We start from the raw sequence: 19,220 nt of genomic DNA on the forward strand, positions 1-19,220 counted from the left end.
TGAAAATTGAAACAATACAGCTGAAACTTATCTCTCCGTAGATGTACTGAGATGAGGAGTAACCTGTATTAGAGTCTCTCAAATAATCACAGCGCAAGATGTCTGTAAAGACACCTTCGGGTTGTGAGGTTAAGCGACTAAGCGTACACGGTGGATGCCTAGGCAGTCAGAGGCGATGAAGGGCGTGCTAATCTGCGAAAAGCGTCGGTAAGCTGATATGAAGCGTTATAACCGACGATACCCGAATGGGGAAACCCAGTGCAATTCGTTGCACTATTGCATGGTGAATACATAGCCATGCAAGGCGAACCGGGGGAACTGAAACATCTAAGTACCCCGAGGAAAAGAAATCAACCGAGATTCCCCCAGTAGCGGCGAGCGAACGGGGAAGAGCCCAGAGTCTGAATCAGTTTATGTGTTAGTGGAAGCGTCTGGAAAGTCGCACGGTACAGGGTGATAGTCCCGTACACAAAAATGCATATTCTGTGAACTCGATGAGTAGGGCGGGACACGTGACATCCTGTCTGAATATGGGGGGACCATCCTCCAAGGCTAAATACTCCTGACTGACCGATAGTGAACCAGTACCGTGAGGGAAAGGCGAAAAGAACCCCGGCGAGGGGAGTGAAATAGAACCTGAAACCGTGTACGTACAAGCAGTGGGAGCACCTTCGTGGTGTGACTGCGTACCTTTTGTATAATGGGTCAGCGACTTATATTTTGTAGCAAGGTTAACCGAATAGGGGAGCCGTAGGGAAACCGAGTCTTAACTGGGCGTCTAGTTGCAAGGTATAGACCCGAAACCCGGTGATCTAGCCATGGGCAGGTTGAAGGTTGGGTAACACTAACTGGAGGACCGAACCGACTAATGTTGAAAAATTAGCGGATGACTTGTGGCTGGGGGTGAAAGGCCAATCAAACCGGGAGATAGCTGGTTCTCCCCGAAAGCTATTTAGGTAGCGCCTCGTGAACTCATCTTCGGGGGTAGAGCACTGTTTCGGCTAGGGGGTCATCCCGACTTACCAAACCGATGCAAACTCCGAATACCGAAGAATGTTATCACGGGAGACACACGGCGGGTGCTAACGTCCGTCGTGAAGAGGGAAACAACCCAGACCGCCAGCTAAGGTCCCAAAGTCATGGTTAAGTGGGAAACGATGTGGGAAGGCACAGACAGCCAGGATGTTGGCTTAGAAGCAGCCATCATTTAAAGAAAGCGTAATAGCTCACTGGTCGAGTCGGCCTGCGCGGAAGATGTAACGGGGCTAAACCATGCACCGAAGCTGCGGCAGCGACACTTAGGTGTTGTTGGGTAGGGGAGCGTTCTGTAAGCCGTTGAAGGTGACCTGTGAGGGTTGCTGGAGGTATCAGAAGTGCGAATGCTGACATAAGTAACGATAATGCGGGTGAAAAACCCGCACGCCGGAAGACCAAGGGTTCCTGTCCAACGTTAATCGGGGCAGGGTGAGTCGACCCCTAAGGCGAGGCTGAAAAGCGTAGTCGATGGGAAACAGGTTAATATTCCTGTACTTGGTGTTACTGCGAAGGGGGGACGGAGAAGGCTAGGCTAGCCGGGCGACGGTTGTCCCGGTTTAAGCATGTAGGCGGAGTGACTTGGTAAATCCGGTTGCTTATCAACGCTGAGGTGTGATGACGATGCACTACGGTGCAGAAGTAGTTGATGCCAAGCTTCCAGGAAAAGCCTCTAAGCATCAGGTAACATTAAATCGTACCCCAAACCGACACAGGTGGTCAGGTAGAGAATACTCAGGCGCTTGAGAGAACTCGGGTGAAGGAACTAGGCAAAATGGTGCCGTAACTTCGGGAGAAGGCACGCTGGCATTAGGTAAAGAGACTTGCTCTCGGCGCCGAAGCCAGTCGCAGATACCAGCTGGCTGCAACTGTTTAATAAAAACACAGCACTGTGCAAACACGAAAGTGGACGTATACGGTGTGACGCCTGCCCGGTGCTGGAAGGTTAATTGATGGGGTCAGCCTTACGGCGAAGCTCTTGATCGAAGCCCCAGTAAACGGCGGCCGTAACTATAACGGTCCTAAGGTAGCGAAATTCCTTGTCGGGTAAGTTCCGACCTGCACGAATGGCGTAATGATGGCCAGGCTGTCTCCACCCGAGACTCAGTGAAATTGAACTCGCTGTGAAGATGCAGTGTACCCGCGGCAAGACGGAAAGACCCCGTGAACCTTTACTATAGCTTGACACTGAACATTGAGCCTTGATGTGTAGGATAGGTGGGAGGCATTGAAGTGTGGACGCCAGTCTGCATGGAGCCAACCTTGAAATACCACCCTTTAATGTTTGATGTTCTAACTCGGCCCCGTAATCCGGGGTGAGGACAGTGTCTGGTGGGTAGTTTGACTGGGGCGGTCTCCTCCCAAAGAGTAACGGAGGAGCACGAAGGTTAGCTAATCACGGTCGGACATCGTGAGGTTAGTGCAAAGGCATAAGCTAGCTTGACTGCGAGAGTGACGGCTCGAGCAGGTACGAAAGTAGGTCTTAGTGATCCGGTGGTTCTGAATGGAAGGGCCATCGCTCAACGGATAAAAGGTACTCCGGGGATAACAGGCTGATACCGCCCAAGAGTTCATATCGACGGCGGTGTTTGGCACCTCGATGTCGGCTCATCACATCCTGGGGCTGAAGTAGGTCCCAAGGGTATGGCTGTTCGCCATTTAAAGTGGTACGCGAGCTGGGTTTAGAACGTCGTGAGACAGTTCGGTCCCTATCTGCCGTGGGCGTTGGAAGATTGAGAGGGGCTGCTCCTAGTACGAGAGGACCGGAGTGGACGAATCACTGGTGTTCGGGTTGTCATGCCAATGGCATTGCCCGGTAGCTAAATTCGGAAGAGATAACCGCTGAAAGCATCTAAGCGGGAAACTTGCCTCGAGATGAGTCTTCCCTGGGGCTTTAAGCCCCCTGAAGGAACGTTAAAGACTATGACGTTGATAGGCTGGGTGTGTAAGTGCAGCGATGCATTGAGCTAACCAGTACTAATGATCCGTGAGGCTTAACCTTACAACACCAAAGGTGTTTTGGCTATTTGAGACAAAATCGAGTGAAACGATTTTGAGCGCCATAAGTGGCGAACCCGAAGGGGTGAGTATCGGTATGATACGTATACTCTTGATTTTCAGCGAAGTTCCGAGATTGAGCTAATTGGTTTGGTATTTTGATACTGAACGGGTTGGTTAAAACAGAATTTGCCTGGCGGCCATAGCGCGGTGGTCCCACCTGATCCCATGCCGAACTCAGAAGTGAAACGCCGTAGCGCCGATGGTAGTGTGGGGTCTCCCCATGCGAGAGTAGGACACTGCCAGGCATCAAACACGAGTTATCAGAGTGACATCTGGTAACTAACAAAATCGCCAGAGGCGGTTTTGCACAGCGCGGAGCGTTGGCCCTGTCAAGGGTAAGTATCGGGAAGGTACACGTAAAAGAATCGGTGGAGCGGTAGTTCAGTTGGTTAGAATACCTGCCTGTCACGCAGGGGGTCGCGGGTTCGAGCCCCGTCCGTTCCGCCACTTATTTAAATTATGCCTGCTTATCTTAGCAGGCATAATGTTAAGCGTAATTTAGGGGCGTAGCTCAGTTGGTAGAGCACCGGTCTCCAAAACCGGGTGTCGCGAGTTCGAGTCTCTCCGCCCCTGCCATATAAATAACCCTTCGCGAAAGCGAGGGGTTTTTTTTATGTTCAAAAATCAACGTTTATGCACGACGATATTGTGCCATCGCCATCGCCATCGCCATCGCCATCACATCCCATGACTTCAAGTTTTAGATAACCACTAAATGTGCATCAACTCGATCATCACGTCATTTATCGCCTGTTAGCTGTTCCAAATTAGCGGCTAGAAACAAGAATCTTCGATCTTATCGTCCATAATCACACCTGTTTCTGATGTTTAATTAAACAGTTGAAATCAGCTGATAATACTAATTTCTGTACTGGTACCAAAACGTTGGTCTCGTCTGCTAGTCATGTTCTCACCCTATTCTTACTTCTTTCCCTCATCGTTGTAATGACCGTTACTCTTCTATTCTTGCCTTATATCCCCCAACTTATTTGATTAATCCAGCAAATATCTTTGGCGTGAACACTCCTCTTATTGATCCTATTTCTTTTCCTGTCATCACAAAATTTCAAAAGGTAACGTTCCCAATGTATACCTATTTAGCTGAATTTATGTACAAAACGATTGTTATTCTGTGGTGTGACGCTGCTCATTATTACTTTTACAAAATGTACTAAAACTAATTAACATTTTAGTTATCAGGAAGCTCACCTTAAAAAACATTAGCTGTTTTTCGAACGACATTATCTGCAAATTGGCCGAACTTCAGGGCAGTTAATAGCCTGAACGATTATCTGAACTGTTCTTTGGAATGGTAATGAATCAACGGCTCGACGATGGCAAGTGAGGAGATAAATATGTACAGGCGTTTACTGTTAGCAGCAGCTGTAACAACGGCAATGTGTGGTGCAGTTCAGGCGGCTCCGTTAGTCGTGGGTTTCTCTCAAATAGGTTCAGAATCCGGTTGGCGCTCTGCGGAAACTAAGGTTTCTAAACAAGAAGCGGAAAAACGCGGGATAACATTAAAAATAGCGGATGCTCAACAAAAACAAGAAAACCAAATAAAAGCAGTAAGATCATTTATCGCTCAAGGTGTTGATGCCATTTTTATTGCACCAGTGGTCGCAACGGGTTGGACGCCAGTACTACAGGAAGCGAAAGAAGCCAAAATCCCGGTATTCTTGCTCGACCGTATGATTGAAGTCAATGATCCCTCCTTATACACAGCTGCCGTTGCCTCAGATAGCGTTTATGAAGGCAAGGTTGCGGGTGAATGGCTACTGAAAGACGTGGCAGGCAAACCTTGTAATGTCGTTGAACTGCAAGGCACTGTGGGTTCCAGTGTGGCCATTAACCGTAAAAAAGGCTTCGCGGATGGGATAGCTTCGGCACCTAACGTGAAAATTATCCGCTCTCAATCCGGGGATTTTACGCGCAGTAAAGGTAAAGAAGTCATGGAGAGCTTTATCAAGGCTGAGCAAAACGGCAAGAATATCTGCGCCGTTTATGCACATAACGATGATATGGCGATTGGTGCCATTCAAGCCATTAAAGAAGCGGGTCTGAAACCAGGTACAGAAATCAAAATCGTCTCTATCGACGGCGTTCCTGACATCTTCAAAGCAATGAGTAGCGGTGAAGCAAACGCTACCGTTGAGTTAACGCCAAATATGGCGGGTCCGGCTTTCGACGCATTAATTGCTCTGAAGAAAGACGGCACTCAACCGGCTAAATTTATCCAGACAGAATCTCGCCTGTTACAACCTGACACGGCTAAACAGGAGTATGAGTCTAAGAAAAGCTTGGGTTATTGATTCAAAAGGCGGGGCTTGCTCCGCCTACTTTCGTCACCTGTATTTGGGCAATAGTCGTTTTTAGCATAGGTACATCTGATGGATACACTGCTAGAAGTCCGTGGCTTGTCAGTTGAGTTCCCTGGTGTTAAGGCATTGGACTCGGTGGATTTTTCTCTGCATCGCGGTGAAGTTGTTGCCTTGTTGGGGGAAAATGGCGCAGGAAAATCGACTTTAATCAAAGCATTAACTGGGGTCTATAAGCGCAGCGCCGGCGAGGTTTATTTGGATGGCAAAGCCATCTGTCCGATTGATACGGCTGATGCTCAAAAAATGGGGATTGGCACTGTATATCAAGAGGTTAATTTACTGCCTAACATATCGGTTGCGGCAAATCTCTTTATTGGTCGTGAGCCATTGCATTGGGGAATGATTGATCACCGGACGATGAACCAGCAGGCGGAAAAGCTACTGACCGGTTATGGCTTAGCATTAGATGTGCAGCAGCCTTTAGCCAACTTTTCGATTGCGATACAACAAATTGTCGCGATTGCGCGAGCCGTCGATCTCTCAGCAAAAGTACTGATTTTAGATGAGCCGACCGCCAGTCTGGACGCCAAAGAAGTCAGTATGTTACTGGATATTTTATGCCAATTGCGAGACCAAGGCATTGGCATGGTATTCGTGACCCATTTCCTCGATCAGGTCTATCGGATCAGTGATCGCATTACCGTTTTTCGTAATGGCAAACTCGTCGGCACAAAAAACACCGTAGAACTCCCCCGCATTGATCTGGTGCAGATGATGTTGGGCCACAGTTTTGATGAGCAATTACTGAAACGCGGTGAGCATAATATTGCGACAAGTAACCCATTGGTAGAGTTTAAAAATTATGGTCGACGGGGTGTGGTTGAGAGTTTTGATTTATCGGTTTCTCCCGGTGAAATTGTCGGGCTGGCAGGGTTATTAGGCTCAGGGCGTACCGAAACCGCCCAGCTCATTTTCGGTGTCACCACACCGGATACTGGCGAAGCCAAAATTCAGGGCAAACCGGTCAAAATCAGAACCCCCCGTAAAGCATCAAAATTCGGTTTTGGCTATTGTCCGGAAGATCGCAAAACGGATGGTATTGTCGGGGCGGCAACGGTACGGGAAAATATTATCCTGGCTTTACAGGCCCAACGTGGCTGGCTGCGACCTCTCTCAATGCGCGAACAAACTCAAATCGCTGAGGAGTTCATTCAGCAACTAGGTATTCGTACCCCTGGCCCCGAGCAGCAAATTCAGTATCTCTCCGGTGGAAACCAGCAAAAGGTATTACTCGCCCGTTGGCTGGCCACAAAACCACGATTTTTAATTTTGGATGAGCCAACACGTGGAATTGATGTGGGGGCGCATGCTGAGATTATTCGACTCATTGAGAAACTGTGTGACGAAGGGTTGGCACTGTTAATTATCTCATCTGAATTAGAAGAGTTAGCGGGTTATGCTGATCGCGTCATTGTGCTGCGTGATCGTCGGCATATTGCACAGCTTGAGCATGGTGAGATTTCCGTTCCTGCCATCATGCAGGCAATTGCGGTGTAATAAGGAGTTACCTCATGGTGAATAGGAGCCTATCGATGCCGCAACGACCGCGCAAAGTTAAATGGGTCTTACCGAAAGGTGCCACTCAATTTGGCGCTCTGGCGGTCATTTTATTAATTGATAGTTTGGTCGCTCCACACTTTTTCTCGATTCATATTCAGGATGGACGGCTGTTTGGCAGTGTCATTGATATCTTAAATCGAGGCGCGCCTGTCGCGTTATTGGCGCTGGGAATGACATTAGTGATTGCCACTGGCGGCATTGATTTATCTGTCGGGGCGGTGATGGCTATTGCTGGGGCAACAGCCGCGACATTAACCAGTGCGGGGCATCCTTTACCGACCGTCTTAGTCGCCGCGCTTGCAGTTGGCGCATTATGCGGATTATGGAACGGCTTCTTGGTAGCGGTATTACAAATCCAACCCATTGTTGCCACCTTGATGTTAATGGTGGCTGGGCGAGGTATCGCCCAACTGATTACAGAAGGGCAAATTGTTACTTTTGATAGTGGTGGTCTGGCGAAGTTAGGCAGTAGTACCTTGATGTACTTGCCGATGTCTGTGGTCATCGCATTTAGCATGCTGATTATTGTGTGGTTATTGACCCGCAAAACAGCACTGGGGCTATTTATTGAGTCAGTAGGCATTAACTTACGCTCAGCAAGAAATGCAGGAGTGAGTACTCGGCTGGTGCTGATCGCGGTTTATGTGATTTGTGGTATCTGCGCTGCCGTCGCGGGCATTATTGTGACCGCAGATATCCGTGGTGCTGATGCTAATAATGCCGGTTTATGGCTGGAGTTGGATGCGATTCTGGCGGTAGTGATTGGTGGTGCATCCTTGATGGGGGGGCGTTTTAATCTTCTGCTCTCGGTGATCGGCGCTTTGATTATTCAAGGGATGAATACTGGGATCTTACTTTCAGGTTATCAGCCGGAGTTTAATCTGGTGCTTAAAGCCATTGTGGTCTTAGCCGTCTTGGTGGTGCAGTCACCGATGATCTCGTTTAGCCATGTCTTCCGGAGGCGAAAATAATGTTAAAGCGTAATATTCCTTTGCTGATTACTATCGCCGTTTTTATTCTGGGATATGCTTTTTGTCTTAGCCAATTCCCCAGCTTTTCGTCCACCCGCGTATGGTGTGATTTACTGACCGATAATGCCTTTCTGGGCATTGTTGCCGTGGGTATGACCTTCGTTATTTTATCGGGTGGGATCGATTTATCTGTTGGCTCAGTCATTGCTTTTACCGGCGTGCTGCTGGCGAAGTTAATCGGCACTTATGGTATTCATCCGGTATACGCCTTTGCCATCGTCTTATTTATGGGGGCGATGTTTGGCGCGTTGATGGGGTGGATTATCGACTCCCTGAAACTCCCAGCTTTCATTATCACTTTGGCGGGAATGTTCTTTGTGCGGGGCATGAGTTTTATCGTGTCTGAAGAGTCCATTCCCATTGATCACCCGATCTATGCCACGCTAGCGAACTATGCCTGGAAAGTCCCCGGAGGCGGGCGATTTACGTTACTCGCCTTCATCATGCTGATGGTGGTGGTATTTGGGGTCTTGCTGGCCCACCGTACCCGTTTTGGACATAACGTCTATGCCATCGGAGGCAACAGTGTTTCCGCAGCACTGATGGGCGTGCCTGTTAGAAAAACCACCATTAAAATCTACATGCTATCGAGCACACTTGCGGCGTTATCGGGCATTGTCTTCTCGCTCTACACCTCTGCGGGTTATGCGCTGGCGGCCAGTGGTGTCGAGTTAGATGCTATTGCTGCCGTCGTTATCGGCGGCACGTTACTCACTGGCGGTATCGGAACAGTCTTCGGCACCCTGTTTGGGGTGCTGATTCAGGGGCTGATCCAGAGCTACATCACTTTCGATGGCACGCTCAGCTCATGGTGGACCAAGATTGTCATCGGAATTTTGCTGTTTAGCTTTATTGCGATTCAGAAGATGATGAGTGCCTTTTATTTGAATCGCCGAGCTCGCCCTCAGTCTCCACCTCTTAATCCGGTATAGCGCTCTGGGTGGCGTTATTCATAGGGGTTTTTAATAGTTGTCGGATCAAGGGTTGTTGGTCACTGTTTTGCAACCAAACGGCATACAGTGGCCGCACGATCGCGGGTATATCCGTGTTAAGCGCCAACTGAGGGTACTCTTTTTGCCAATGTTCCGGCAGGAATGCGTAACCTCCGGTGGTTTCCAATAGCTGCCGGGTTAGATGGGCCGAGGTGGTGGTTAGTACTGGCATCTGCTCGCTATCAAGCAGTCGATTCTCTTGCTGATGAAAATCAGCTCCCCACTCAAGTTTGATATAGGGCGCTTCATTTGCATTTTCATGCTCATTCTCGGCGTCAGTTTCTTTCGACAAATCAAGAGCCATTGACGAGAAAAGTCGCAGTGAAAAATGCCCTAATAGCTGGCTGGCTAACTCGTCCATTTTCGGCGGCTCGGTTGTTATCAGCAAGTCCAGTTGCCGTTCGTGCAACTGTTTCACCAACGATTGCCGCAGGGCAATACGTGCCTCAAGGCGCAATAAGCCTCGTTGTTGGTATAACTGTTGCAACCAAGGGGTGAGGTAAGCCTCCCAAAGCGACGCGGTTGCACCAATAGACAATTCAGTATGTTGCAGTGAGTGTGCAACCTCTTTTTTAGCCAGTTGCCAGGTGCTCATCAGTGTTTCAGCATAGGGAACCAGTCGTTCACCTGCCGGTGTTAGACGAATATTATTGCGATGGCGAGTGAATAAATTTGCACCTAATTGATTTTCCAACTGACGGATACGAAAACTCACCGCTGACTGCGTTAAGTACAAAGATTCAGCAGCGCGACCAAAGTGGCGAGTTCTACTGACTTCCAAAAAGGTTTTCAGTAATTCAGTATCCACACCCATCTCCAATTTTTTTTATCGTTAAGATTTAAATGTTTTGTTTTACACGATGTCAAGCCTATCTAATACTCCGCGCCATAAACAGCACGACCATGAGAGAATTAGGAGCGTGTCAGATGGCGGATAGCTTCATCACGACCAATCGTTTTTTTGATAATAAACATTATCCTCGCGGGTTCTCGCGTCACGGCGATTTCACCATTAAAGAGGCACAATTGCTAGAGCGTCATGGTTACGCCTTTAACGAACTCGACCTTGGCAAGCGCGAGCCTGCAACGGAAGAAGAGCAGCAGTTTGTGGCTGTTTGTCGCGGCGAACGTGAACCAGTCAGTGCCGAGGAAAAAGTCTGGTCAAAATATGTGACCCGGACTCGTCGTCCTAAGCGCTTCCACACGCTGTCAGGCGGTAAGCCGCAGATGGATGCGGTGGAAGATTATACGGATAGCGACGACTAGTACCCTTCGCCTTTGAAGCCGCAGGGGTGTTAGCTGCGCGCACTCACCCGAATCACTTACCGATGTAAGCTCATCGGGATTTGCTTGCTTGCTGCCTTCCTGCGACTCCAATGACTTTGGGTATACCCTTCGTTCTCGAAGTCGCAGCAGTACAAGTGCGGTGATGGATAATAGGGGGCTTCTGCTCTCTATTCACATTAGGCTCTTATGTAGCTGCAACAGCAATCGGTCCATGCAACGATAGCTTAGTGCTTCCGAAAGATGACTTTTTTGGATGTTATTCTCCTGAGCCAAATCCGCGATGGTACGTGCGACTTTCAAAATATGGTGCCATGCGCGCACCGACAACCCCAATGTCAGCAGAACCTGTTCCAGAAAAGCGGCGTTCTCCGGTGCTAAATAGCAATGTTCAGCAACTTCTTGGCTGCTCAGTTGGGTATTTATCTTTCCGGCTCTATCCAGTTGTCTTTGCCTCGCCTGTAAAACTCGCAGCCTAACGGTTTCGCTACTCTCTCCCTGACTTTTCTGTGCGCCGAGCATACCTGCGGGTAGCAATGGGACTTCAATCGAGAGATCAAATCTGTCCAGAAATGGACCCGACAGTTTTGCCAGATAACGCAGAACTTGCTGTGGTGGCGTGCGGTTATGAATGCCCTGATAATGGCCGCTAGGGCTGGGATTCATCGCGGCTATCAGTTGCACTTTCGCGGGGAAACATACTTTGGCGGCGGCGCGGGAGATAATGATCTCGCCTGACTCCAGCGGCTCTCGCAGTGAGTCCAGTACCCGCCGCTCAAACTCCGGCAACTCATCCAGAAACAGTACCCCATTATGGGCCAGCGATATCTCACCGGGCCGGGGGATGGAGCCGCCACCAATCAGTGCCGCCATGGATGCGCTGTGATGCGGTGCGCGAAAAGCGCGGCAGCGCCACTGGGCGGGGAGTTCGTTGCTGTGTAGCAGGCCGTTGATGGCGGCTGCCTCCAGCGCTTCTTGATCGGTGAGCGGCGGCAGTAATCCGGTAAGCCGATTAGCCAGCATGGTTTTTCCAGTTCCCGGAGGCCCGAGTAGTAGCAGGTTATGGCCACCAGCCGCAGCGATTTCTAAGGCGCGCTTTGCCTGTGATTGACCGATGATATCTTGCAGGTCGAGGCTGTTATCCCAAGATGGGGCAGATTCAAGGGGTTGACCCTGAGCGAGGTTGTTTTCACCCTGCAAGAAACCACACACCGCCAGTAAGTGATCGGCGACCCAACTGTTACCTTGCGGGATCAAACCGATTTCAAGCTGGTTGGCGGTGGGGAGGATTAACTGCCGCTGGGCCTCACGACTGGCGAGTGCTGCCGGAATTGCGCCGCTAACCCGCCTTAGCGCCCCTGACAGGGCAAGTTCACCCAAGAACTCATAGCCCGCTAACTTATCCGCAGGAATCTGTTCTGACGCCGCCAGTATCGCTAATGCGATAGGCAGATCATACCGACCGCCCTCTTTGGGTAAATCTGCCGGTGCCAGACTGACGGTGATCCGTTTCGCGGGAAAGCTAAAACCGCTGTTGATTAATGCGCTCCGAACTCTATCCCGCGCCTCTTTTACCGTGGTTTCCGGTAAGCCAACCAAGACTAATCCGGGTAGCCCATTGCTGATATGGACCTCTACCGTGACATTGGGAGCCTGAATACCCAAGGTGGCGCGAGTGTGAATAGTTGCCAGTGACATAATGCATTCCTTTGCCGTGATTGCCGCCAGCCAGAGAGTGCCTCAGGTTTTTTTTCAGTGCACAGGGAAATGATGGACTTGCGAAATATCGCGAGAAGTTTCGGTGTAACGGCTGCACCAAAATTAAAAGTTGCGGTATGGCCCGCAAAAAAGACCAGCTCGCCGATGTGGGTTTTAATGGTTGATAAATAATACGTTTGTGGCGTTTCGTGGGTAGGTTCACAAAATAATAATTTAAATAAATATTGTCAGGCAACCGATAACTGTGATAACTCTGTAGGTATTCGTTCGACACTAGACAGATGAACAACCTAATTATGAAAGCGATTGTCCAAGTGATTAACCTAGTCCTAATTAGCGTGGTGGTGATTATTATCCCACCGTGCGGGGCTGCACTTGGACGAAGAAAGGCATAAAAATCAAGCCTTAATCTCAAGAGAACCCCCGCACCGAAAGGTCCGGGGGTTTTTTTATTGGTACGTTAAAGACGCGAGGAACATAAAATGCACAACAGAATAAAATCCTGTGCCTCCCGCAAAAGGTCGGGGAAATAACTATGAATGGTGCTCAGTGGGTGGTTCAAGCGTTGCGTGCGCAGGGTGTTGATACGGTATTCGGCTACCCAGGTGGTGCGATTATGCCGGTGTATGACGCTTTGTATGATGGGGGCGTCGAGCATCTACTCTGTCGCCATGAGCAGGGCGCTGCGATTGCCGCTATCGGTTATGCACGTGCAACCGGCAAAGTCGGGGTGTGCATCGCCACTTCCGGCCCGGGGGCCACGAATCTGATCACCGGTTTGGCTGATGCCTTGCTGGACTCCGTACCCGTCATCGCGATCACCGGTCAGGTGGGTTCTGCGCTGATCGGCACCGATGCTTTTCAAGAGATCGACGTACTGGGCTTGTCACTGGCCTGCACCAAACACAGTTTTCTCGTTGAATCACTGGATGCGCTGCCGGGGATCATGGCTGAAGCCTTTGCCATCGCCACCAGTGGCCGCCCTGGTCCGGTTTTAATTGATATTCCTAAGGATATTCAGCTGGCAGTGGGGGAATTGACCCCGCATTTGATGCCGGTTGAAGAGCATTTGGTGGATTCTGCCGCCGAGTTGCAACAAGCCTGGGATATGCTGGCGGCGGCTAAAAAACCGATGCTGTATGTTGGTGGCGGCGTTGGTATGGCACAGGCGGTTCCCGCGCTGCGTGATTTTATTGAGACGACCGGTATGCCTGCGGTGGCGACTCTGAAAGGCTTGGGCGCACCGGATACTGAGCATCCTTGCTATCTGGGGATGCTGGGAATGCATGGCACCAAAGCGGCGAACTTTGCCGTACAGGATTGTGATTTATTGATCGCAGTTGGCGCCCGTTTTGATGACCGCGTCACCGGCAAGCTGAATACATTCGCCCCGAAAGCAAAAGTTATCCATATGGATATCGATCCGGCTGAGCTGGGTAAATTGCGCCAGGTTCACGTGGCTTTGCAGGGCGACTTGAGGGTGTTACTGCCCGCCTTACAGCAGCCGCTGAATATCCAACCGTGGCGTGATGAGGTTATGGCGTTAAAGCAGCAACATAGCTGGCGTTACGACCACCCAGGGCAGGCGATCTATGCCCCGTTGTTGCTGAAGCAGATTTCTGAGCGTAAAGCGCCGCAAACCGTGGTGACCACCGATGTGGGTCAGCATCAGATGTGGACGGCGCAACATATGAACTTTACCCGTCCTGAAAATTTCATCACCTCCAGCGGCTTGGGCACCATGGGCTTCGGCGTTCCGGCGGCGGTTGGCGCACAGATGGCCCGCCCTGATGACATGGTTATCTGTGTCTCCGGCGACGGTTCGTTTATGATGAATGTTCAGGAGTTGGGTACGATCAAACGAAAACAGTTACCGCTGAAGATCGTCTTGTTGGATAACCAGCGGTTGGGGATGGTTCGACAGTGGCAGCAGCTGTTTTTTGATGGACGTTATAGCGAAACCAATCTCTCTGATAATCCCGATTTCATCACTCTGGCCAGTGCTTTCAATATCCCCGGCCAACGTATCACCCGAAAAGACCAAGTCGAAGCCGCACTGGATGCGTTGTTTAACAGCGAAGGCCCTTATTTGCTCCAGGTTTCTATCGACGAACTCGAAAACGTTTGGCCGTTAGTGCCGCCAGGCGCAGGTAATGAAACCATGCTGGAGAAAGTCTCATGATACAACATCAACTCTCTATCCAAGCCCGCTTCCGCCCTGAGATGTTAGAGCGCGTATTGCGGGTTGTGCGGCACCGCGGCTTTCAGGTTTGTGCTATGAATATGTCGCCAATGATTAATGCTGAGAATATTAATATTGAATTGACCGTTGCCAGCCAACGCCCTGTCGATTTACTGTCTTCTCAGCTGAGTAAGCTTATGGATGTCGCCTGCGTCGAGATCCTACAACCTAATTCATTACAGATACGCGCCTGATGCGCCACAAGGAAAGAAAAGAATGACGAAGAAAGCTGATTTTATTTGGTTTAACGGTGAAATGGTTCCGTGGGCAGAGGCCAAAGTTCACGTGATGTCTCACGCGTTACACTACGGCACGTCAGTCTTCGAAGGTGTTCGTTGCTACGACTCCCATAAAGGGCCAGTGGTTTTCCGTCACCGCGAACACATGCAGCGTTTGCATGACTCAGCCAAAATTTATCGTATGCCGGTTTCTCAGTCAGTAGATGAGCTGATGGAAGCTTGCCGCGAGACACTGCGTACCAATAAGCTGACCAGCGCTTATATCCGCCCATTGGTCTTTATCGGTGATGTGGGCATGGGTGTGAACCCGCCAGATGGCTATAAGACTGATGTGATTATCGCGGCGTTTCCATGGGGTGCATACCTTGGCCCAGAAGCGCTGGAGCAGGGTATTGATGCCATGGTCTCCTCGTGGAACCGTGTTGCCCCTAACACCATCCCAACGGCAGCAAAAGCCGGTGGTAACTACCTCTCCTCCTTGCTGGTGGGCAGTGAAGCACGCCGCCATGGTTATCAAGAAGGGATTGCGCTGGATATCCACGGCTTCCTGTCTGAAGGTGCCGGTGAGAACCTGTTTGAAGTGAAAGATGGGATTCTGTTCACGCCACCATTCACCTCTTCTGCGCTGCCGGGTATCACCCGCGACGCCATTATCAAACTGGCGAAAGATATGGGGCTGGAAGTGCGTGAGCAAGTGTTGTCACGTGAGTCTCTCTATCTGGCGGACGAAGTGTTTATGTCAGGTACAGCGGCAGAAATCACGCCAGTACGCAGTGTTGATGGCATTCAGGTGGGTATTGGTAAACGTGGCCCGATCACTGCAAAAATCCAGCAAGCGTTCTTCGGCCTGTTTACTGGCGAAACTGAAGACAAATGGGGTTGGTTGGATCAGGTTTACCCAGAGTCTTCAACGAAATAAGCGTCTTCAACGAAATAAGCGTCATTAGCGAAATAGAAATAATTGTTAGTAGCAAACCGCAGGTGGTTCGTTCGCCACCTGCCATACAGCTTACTTTTGAAAAATAACATTCATTTGCAACACCGAATCATTTGCAGCACCGAATTGATGTGCAAAATAAAAAACGCGGAGTAAAGAGACAATGCCTAAGTACCGTTCCCATACCACCACCCATGGCCGCAATATGGCCGGCGCCCGCGCTCTGTGGCGCGCTACCGGTATGACCGATGATGACTTCGGCAAACCAATTATTGCCGTGGTTAACTCATTTACCCAGTTTGTCCCGGGCCACGTTCATTTGCGCGACTTAGGCAAACTGGTCGCGGAGCAAATTGAAGCTTCTGGCGGTGTGGCGAAAGAGTTCAACACCATTGCGGTGGATGATGGGATCGCCATGGGTCACGGCGGCATGCTCTACTCTCTGCCTTCGCGTGAATTGATCGCTGACTCCGTTGAGTACATGGTTAACGCCCACTGCGCGGATGCCATGGTGTGTATCTCTAACTGCGACAAAATTACCCCAGGGATGCTGATGGCGTCTCTGCGACTGAATATCCCAGTAATCTTTGTCTCTGGCGGCCCGATGGAAGCCGGTAAAACCAAGCTGTCAGACCAAATTATCAAGCTGGATCTGGTGGATGCCATGATTCAGGGCGCTAACCCTAATGTCAGCGATGCCGACAGTGAACAGATTGAGCGCTCAGCGTGCCCAACCTGCGGCTCCTGCTCTGGGATGTTTACTGCCAACTCGATGAACTGCCTGAATGAGGCGCTGGGTCTGGCTTTGCCGGGTAACGGTTCACTGTTGGCGACTCATGCTGACCGTAAACAGCTATTCCTTGATGCCGGTCGGCATATCGTTGAGTTGACCAAACGTTATTACGAGCAAGATGATGTCACTGCCTTGCCGCGTAGCATCGCCAACAAAGCGGCATTTGAAAACGCCATGACGCTGGATATCGCCATGGGCGGCTCGACCAACACCGTGCTGCACTTACTGGCCGCGGCGCAGGAAGGGGACATTGATTTCGATATTAGCGATATCGACCGTTTATCTCGCCAAGTGCCACATCTGTGCAAAGTTGCGCCGAGTACCCAGAAATACCATATGGAAGATGTACACCGTGCGGGTGGGGTGATGGGGATTTTAGGCGAGCTGGATCGCGCTAACCTGCTGAACCGAGAAGTGAAAAACGTCTTGGGGCTGAATCTGACACAAACGTTGTCAGCCTATGACGTGATGCTGACCCAAGACCAAGGCGTGAAACAGATGTACGCCGCCGGTCCAGCCGGTATCCGCACCACCAAAGCCTTCTCGCAGGATTGTCGTTTTCCCTCACTGGATACCGACCGCGAAGAGGGTTGTATCCGCACTCGTGAACATGCCTACAGCCAAGACGGTGGTTTGGCGGTGTTGTACGGCAATATTGCTGAAAACGGCAGTATCGTTAAAACCGCGGGCGTGGATAAAGAGAGTCTGATTTTCCGTGGCCCGGCCAAAGTGTATGAGAGTCAGGATGATGCGGTAGCCGCGATTCTCGGCGGCAAAGTGGTGGCCGGTGATGTGGTGGTGATTCGCTACGAAGGGCCGAAAGGCGGGCCGGGGATGCAGGAGATGCTCTACCCGACCACTTACCTGAAATCCATGGGCTTGGGCAAGAGCTGCGCACTGCTGACGGATGGTCGCTTCTCCGGTGGTACCTCGGGCTTGTCGATTGGTCACGTCTCACCCGAAGCCGCCAGTGGTGGCTTGATTGGTTTGGTGCAGGATGGCGATTTTATCAATATCGATATTCCAAACCGTAGCATTGTATTGGATGTGAGTGAGTCTGAGCTGGCTGCTCGTCGTGAAACTGAAGAGGCCCGTGGCGCTGCTGCATGGTCACCGAAAGCCCGCGAACGTCAGGTTTCTTATGCACTGCGTGCTTATGCCCTATTGGCAACCAGCGCGGACAAAGGTGCGGTGCGCGACAAAAGTAAGCTGGGAGGCTAATCCCCATGGCGGTATCACAACCCTTACCCGCTGCCCCCTGTGGGGCAGAATATCTGCGTGCGATACTTCGCGCGCCAGTGTATGAGGTGGCACAAGTCACCCCACTGCAAGTGATGGAAAAGATCTCCTCCCGCTTGGGCAATACCATTTTGGTGAAACGCGAAGATCGGCAGCCAGTGCACAGCTTTAAGCTGCGTGGCGCTTACGCGATGCTGGCGAGTCTGACAGAAGAGCAGAAAGCCTGTGGTGTGATTACCGCGTCTGCGGGTAACCATGCGCAGGGTGTGGCGCTGTCGGCCAGCAAGTTGGGGATTAAGGCGCTGATTGTGATGCCAGTGGCAACCGCTGACATCAAAGTTGACGCAGTGCGGGGTTTTGGTGGCGAGGTGCTGCTGTTTGGTGCCAATTTTGATGAGGCCAAAGGCAAAGCTATCGCGCTCTCCCAGCAGCAGGGTTATACCTTTATTCCTCCCTTTGACCACCCTGCGGTGATCGCTGGGCAGGGAACGTTGGCGCTGGAGTTACTCCAGCAAGACGCCCATCTTGACCGGATATTTGTGCCGGTTGGTGGTGGCGGGCTGGTGGCAGGTGTCGCGGTGCTGATCAAGCAATTGATGCCGCAAATTAAGGTGATCGGCGTTGAAGCGGAAGATTCAGCCTGTTTACGTGCTGCGCTGGATGCAGGCCAGCCGGTGGATCTGGCGCGTGTCGGCTTGTTTGCCGAAGGGGTGGCGGTGAAACGCATTGGCGATGAGCCTTTCCGCTTGTGCCAAGAGTATCTGGATGAGGTGATCACCGTCGACAGTGATGCTATCTGTGCAGCCGTCAAAGATATCTTTGAAGATGTGCGCGCGATTGCTGAACCTTCAGGTGCGCTGGCGCTGGCGGGTCTGAAAAAATATGTGCAGCAGCACAATATTCAAGGTGAGCGTCTGGCTCATGTGCTCTCGGGTGCTAACGTTAACTTCCACGGTTTACGTTATGTATCAGAACGTTGTGAGTTAGGTGAGCAGCGCGAAGCCTTGCTGGCGGTCACTATCCCTGAGCAAAAAGGCAGTTTCTTGCGTTTCTGCGAGTTGCTGGGGGGCCGTTCCGTGACGGAGTTTAATTACCGTTATGCGGATGCGGATAACGCCTGCATTTTTGTCGGGGTACGTTTGACCCGCGGTTATGCTGAACGGGCTGAGATCTTGTCCGAGTTGCAGGAGAAGGGCTATCAGGTAGTGGATCTGTCTGATGACGAGATGGCGAAGCTCCATGTGCGTTATATGGTGGGGGGCCGCCCATCCAAGCCGCTGCGTGAGCGCCTGTACAGTTTTGAATTCCCAGAATCTCCGGGGGCTTTGCTGAAATTCCTGCATACGCTCGGCACGCACTGGAATATTTCGCTGTTCCACTATCGCAGTCATGGCACTGATTTTGGCCGAGTTTTGGCCGGGTTTGAGTTGTCGGCATCTGAACCGCAATTTGAGCAGCACCTGACCGCCTTGGGCTACGATTGCCACGATGAGACCAATAACCCCGCATTTAAATTTTTCCTCGCGGGTTAATTAAGCGTCATAAGGGCCGAGTCACTATCTTATTATCGATAGTGGCTCAATCCACATTGTCCGACACTGCCTCAACAATTAACTCGCCAATAAATCCCTCGCAAACCTTAATAATATTATTTTCATTTTACTCCATGGTTGTTTATTGAGTGATGGTGGTTTTGTGTTATTAATTTTA

At 50.7% G+C, this 19,220-nt stretch carries 13 protein-coding genes, 2 tRNA genes and 2 rRNA genes; 15 read left to right on the plus strand and 2 right to left on the minus strand.

Annotated features, from left to right (window positions below):
* The first annotated feature begins 127 nt into the window (after positions 1–127).
* From ACZ76_RS09870 to yjfF, 8 genes are all read left to right on the plus strand, one after another.
* Positions 128–3,034: ribosomal RNA gene (locus tag ACZ76_RS09870) — 23S ribosomal RNA — on the plus strand.
* Positions 3,035–3,222: 188 nt separating this feature from the next.
* Positions 3,223–3,338 (plus strand): 5S ribosomal RNA (rrf, locus tag ACZ76_RS09875).
* Positions 3,339–3,463: 125 nt separating this feature from the next.
* Positions 3,464–3,540, plus strand: a tRNA-Asp gene (locus tag ACZ76_RS09880).
* A 53-nt stretch (positions 3,541–3,593) separates the two neighbouring features.
* A tRNA-Trp gene (locus tag ACZ76_RS09885) sits at positions 3,594–3,669 on the plus strand.
* 779 nt (positions 3,670–4,448) lie between these two features.
* Positions 4,449–5,405 (plus strand): galactofuranose ABC transporter, galactofuranose-binding protein YtfQ, encoded by a 957-nt coding sequence (gene ytfQ, locus ACZ76_RS09890; RefSeq protein ID WP_048618793.1) that lies wholly within the window; start codon positions 4,449–4,451, stop codon positions 5,403–5,405.
* A gap of 78 nt (positions 5,406–5,483) precedes the next feature.
* On the plus strand, positions 5,484–6,971 hold the full coding sequence (gene ytfR / locus ACZ76_RS09895; RefSeq protein WP_048618794.1) for a galactofuranose ABC transporter, ATP-binding protein YtfR: 1,488 nt from the start codon (positions 5,484–5,486) through the stop codon (positions 6,969–6,971).
* A 35-nt stretch (positions 6,972–7,006) separates the two neighbouring features.
* Positions 7,007–8,005: a galactofuranose ABC transporter, ATP-binding protein YtfT gene (gene ytfT, locus ACZ76_RS09900; RefSeq protein WP_048618795.1), complete on the plus strand. Its 999-nt coding sequence runs from the start codon at positions 7,007–7,009 to the stop codon at positions 8,003–8,005.
* A complete protein-coding gene (yjfF, locus tag ACZ76_RS09905) occupies positions 8,005–8,997 on the plus strand; it encodes a galactofuranose ABC transporter, permease protein YjfF (RefSeq protein WP_048618796.1) in 993 nt (330 codons plus the stop codon). Before ytfT ends, yjfF begins: the two co-directional genes overlap by 1 nt.
* On the opposite strand, the gene hdfR is transcribed toward yjfF, so the two are convergent.
* Positions 8,984–9,865, minus strand: coding sequence for an HTH-type transcriptional regulator HdfR (gene hdfR / locus ACZ76_RS09910; protein ID WP_048620256.1), 882 nt, complete (start codon positions 9,863–9,865; stop codon positions 8,984–8,986). The two genes, yjfF and hdfR, sit on opposite strands and share 14 nt — an antisense overlap.
* 119 nt (positions 9,866–9,984) lie before the next feature.
* Between hdfR and ACZ76_RS09915 the strand changes: the two genes are divergently transcribed.
* Positions 9,985–10,323: a MaoP family protein gene (locus tag ACZ76_RS09915; RefSeq protein ID WP_005279710.1), complete on the plus strand. Its 339-nt coding sequence runs from the start codon at positions 9,985–9,987 to the stop codon at positions 10,321–10,323.
* Between the two features lie 192 nt (positions 10,324–10,515).
* On the opposite strand, the gene ACZ76_RS09920 is transcribed toward ACZ76_RS09915, so the two are convergent.
* Positions 10,516–12,039: a YifB family Mg chelatase-like AAA ATPase gene (locus tag ACZ76_RS09920; RefSeq protein WP_048618797.1), complete on the minus strand. Its 1,524-nt coding sequence runs from the start codon at positions 12,037–12,039 to the stop codon at positions 10,516–10,518.
* Between the two features lie 317 nt (positions 12,040–12,356).
* Between ACZ76_RS09920 and ilvL the strand changes: the two genes are divergently transcribed.
* The 6 genes from ilvL to ilvA all read left to right on the plus strand — a co-directional run bounded on the left by ilvL (position 12,357) and on the right by ilvA (position 19,042).
* Positions 12,357–12,455: an ilv operon leader peptide gene (gene ilvL / locus ACZ76_RS18360; RefSeq protein WP_071822504.1), complete on the plus strand. Its 99-nt coding sequence runs from the start codon at positions 12,357–12,359 to the stop codon at positions 12,453–12,455.
* Positions 12,456–12,595: 140 nt separating this feature from the next.
* Positions 12,596–14,242 (plus strand): acetolactate synthase 2 catalytic subunit, encoded by a 1,647-nt coding sequence (ilvG, locus tag ACZ76_RS09925; protein ID WP_048618798.1) that lies wholly within the window; start codon positions 12,596–12,598, stop codon positions 14,240–14,242.
* Complete coding sequence (gene ilvM, locus ACZ76_RS09930; RefSeq protein WP_032815498.1) at positions 14,239–14,496, plus strand: acetolactate synthase 2 small subunit; 258 nt, start codon at positions 14,239–14,241, stop codon at positions 14,494–14,496. Before ilvG ends, ilvM begins: the two co-directional genes overlap by 4 nt.
* Positions 14,497–14,518: 22 nt before the next feature.
* Positions 14,519–15,460 carry a branched-chain amino acid transaminase gene (locus ACZ76_RS09935; RefSeq protein ID WP_048618799.1) on the plus strand — a complete coding sequence of 314 codons (942 nt, stop codon included), beginning with the start codon at positions 14,519–14,521 and terminating at the stop codon, positions 15,458–15,460.
* A 181-nt stretch (positions 15,461–15,641) separates the two neighbouring features.
* Positions 15,642–17,492 carry a dihydroxy-acid dehydratase gene (ilvD, locus tag ACZ76_RS09940; protein ID WP_048618800.1) on the plus strand — a complete coding sequence of 617 codons (1,851 nt, stop codon included), beginning with the start codon at positions 15,642–15,644 and terminating at the stop codon, positions 17,490–17,492.
* Between the two features lie 5 nt (positions 17,493–17,497).
* Complete coding sequence (gene ilvA, locus ACZ76_RS09945) at positions 17,498–19,042, plus strand: threonine ammonia-lyase, biosynthetic (RefSeq protein WP_048618801.1); 1,545 nt, start codon at positions 17,498–17,500, stop codon at positions 19,040–19,042.
* The last annotated feature ends 178 nt before the right edge of the window (positions 19,043–19,220 follow it).

Origin of the sequence: Yersinia aleksiciae (genome assembly GCF_001047675.1) — a bacterium.
GTDB classification, from domain to species: Bacteria; Pseudomonadota; Gammaproteobacteria; order Enterobacterales; family Enterobacteriaceae; genus Yersinia; species Yersinia aleksiciae.

What these genes read in the sequence shown, in the direction of transcription:
- ytfQ (WP_048618793.1), top strand. Translation starts at nt 4,449, where the DNA reads ATGTACAGGCGTTTACTGTTAGCAGCAGCTGTAACAACGGCAATGTGT.
- ytfR (WP_048618794.1), top strand. Translation starts at nt 5,484, where the DNA reads ATGGATACACTGCTAGAAGTCCGTGGCTTGTCAGTTGAGTTCCCTGGT.
- ytfT (WP_048618795.1), top strand. Translation starts at nt 7,007, where the DNA reads ATGCCGCAACGACCGCGCAAAGTTAAATGGGTCTTACCGAAAGGTGCC.
- yjfF (WP_048618796.1), top strand. Translation starts at nt 8,005, where the DNA reads ATGTTAAAGCGTAATATTCCTTTGCTGATTACTATCGCCGTTTTTATT.
- ACZ76_RS09915 (WP_005279710.1), top strand. Translation starts at nt 9,985, where the DNA reads ATGGCGGATAGCTTCATCACGACCAATCGTTTTTTTGATAATAAACAT.
- ACZ76_RS09920 (WP_048618797.1), bottom strand. Translation starts at nt 12,039, where the DNA reads ATGTCACTGGCAACTATTCACACTCGCGCCACCTTGGGTATTCAGGCT.
- ilvL (WP_071822504.1), top strand. Translation starts at nt 12,357, where the DNA reads ATGAAAGCGATTGTCCAAGTGATTAACCTAGTCCTAATTAGCGTGGTG.
- ilvG (WP_048618798.1), top strand. Translation starts at nt 12,596, where the DNA reads ATGAATGGTGCTCAGTGGGTGGTTCAAGCGTTGCGTGCGCAGGGTGTT.
- ilvM (WP_032815498.1), top strand. Translation starts at nt 14,239, where the DNA reads ATGATACAACATCAACTCTCTATCCAAGCCCGCTTCCGCCCTGAGATG.
- ACZ76_RS09935 (WP_048618799.1), top strand. Translation starts at nt 14,519, where the DNA reads ATGACGAAGAAAGCTGATTTTATTTGGTTTAACGGTGAAATGGTTCCG.
- ilvD (WP_048618800.1), top strand. Translation starts at nt 15,642, where the DNA reads ATGCCTAAGTACCGTTCCCATACCACCACCCATGGCCGCAATATGGCC.
- ilvA (WP_048618801.1), top strand. Translation starts at nt 17,498, where the DNA reads ATGGCGGTATCACAACCCTTACCCGCTGCCCCCTGTGGGGCAGAATAT.